Origin of the sequence: Mesorhizobium sp. M7A.F.Ca.CA.003.01.2.1, assembly GCF_003998945.1 — a bacterium.
Taxonomy (GTDB): domain Bacteria; phylum Pseudomonadota; class Alphaproteobacteria; order Rhizobiales; family Rhizobiaceae; genus Mesorhizobium; species Mesorhizobium ciceri.
The window spans coordinates 1-1,298 of record NZ_RZRA01001223.1 but is presented as its reverse complement, the minus strand read 5'-3'; the positions used below and the strand labels follow the sequence as shown (position 1 = coordinate 1,298).

Annotated in this window: 2 protein-coding genes; one reads left to right on the top strand and one right to left on the bottom strand. The window is 66.0% G+C overall.

The genetic code is table 11. The annotated features are described in order from the left end of the window. Window positions 1-64 precede the first annotated feature (64 nt). A complete protein-coding gene (locus tag EN969_RS31440; RefSeq protein WP_082826693.1) occupies window positions 65-934 on the bottom strand; it encodes a LysR substrate-binding domain-containing protein in 870 nt (289 codons plus the stop codon). 98 nt (window positions 935-1,032) lie between these two features. On the opposite strand from EN969_RS31440, the gene EN969_RS31435 reads away from it, so the two are divergent. Beyond that, window positions 1,033-1,298: LysE family transporter (locus tag EN969_RS31435; protein WP_164758682.1), on the top strand; the 266-nt coding region annotated here is incomplete at its 3' end.

The following is a 1,298-nucleotide window of genomic DNA, read 5'->3' as shown; positions in this document are numbered from 1 at the left end:
GTCGAGCTTCGCTCGACACCTCTCCCCGATCGACGGGGGAGAGGAACCCAAGTTCTGAGAAGCTTCAAGCAGCGACTGGTCGCCGCGCCAGCCCTTCCCGTATATGCCGTGCGAATTCCTGCGCCGCGGGCCCTACCCCATGCCTCGGCAGATGCAGGTTGATGGCAAAATTCGGCAGCGGCGGCAGGCCGGACTCCGATCGCAATATGTCGAGATCGGCTGGCACCGTGGAGGCCAGCCAGGTGGTGACGGCGAGGTCGGAGCGCACCGTCGCGGTCGTCGCGTCGATGTTGCCGTTCTCGAACACGGTGCGCCACTCCAGCCCATGCTCACCGAGCGCCGCCAACACAGCCGGCCGGAAAGCGCAGGTGTCGGCGACGATCGAGACCGGCAGCGGCCGCTTGGCGCGGGCAACGCCGCCCTTGGCACCGACCCAGACCAGCCGGTCAACGACGAGGCATTCGCCGGCCGACGGGCCGGCGCATTCCTCGATCACGGCAAGGTCGATGGTCCCGGCCGCAAGGGCAGCAGTCAATTCTGGCGACGAGGCGCAGACCAGCGATATCTCGACCTGCGGATAGGTCTCGGCATAGGTCTTCAGCACCGGCGCCAGCAAGGTGCCGACAAGGTCGTAGGGCACGCCGAGCCGCACCTGGCCGGCCACCGGGCTCCCAGCCATTTCGGCCCAGATCTCGTCATTCAAGGCCAGCAGCCGCTTGCCCCTGCCGAACAGCTGTTCACCGGCGCGCGTCAGCCGCAAGCCGCGCCGGTCGCGCTCGAAGAGGCTCGAGCCGAACGCCTCCTCCAGCCGTTTGACCTGCTGGCTGACAGCACCTTGCGTCAGGTGCAGTGCATTGGCCGCCGCTGTCATGCTGGCCTTGTCGGCGACGGTGATAAAGGTGCGGATCAGCGCCATGTCGAGATTTCGGATCATGGTTGGCATTATGCTTGCTAATGTCAACCATAGCAAACATTGCATTTACTGAAGTTCGTGCGCAGCTACGATGGCAGCCCTCCCACCGAGGACGCCGCATGCTCGAGCCCATTTTCCCGCTCATCCTGTTTGCCATCGTCGCCACCACCACGCCCGGCATCGCCACGACCCTGTCGACCGCGTCCGGCGCGCAGTTCGGCTTTCGCCGTTCCGTGCCTTTGCTGGTCGGCAGCGCCGCCGGCCTCGCCACCGTCACGGGTGCCGCTGCCGCCGGGCTTGCCGGCCTGCTGCTCGCCGTGCCCTCGCTGCAACTGGCGATGAAGGTCACCGGCTCACTTTATCTCGTCTGGCTGGCGATCAAGAT

What these genes read in the sequence shown, in the direction of transcription:
- EN969_RS31440 (WP_082826693.1), bottom strand. Translation starts at nt 934, where the DNA reads ATGATCCGAAATCTCGACATGGCGCTGATCCGCACCTTTATCACCGTC.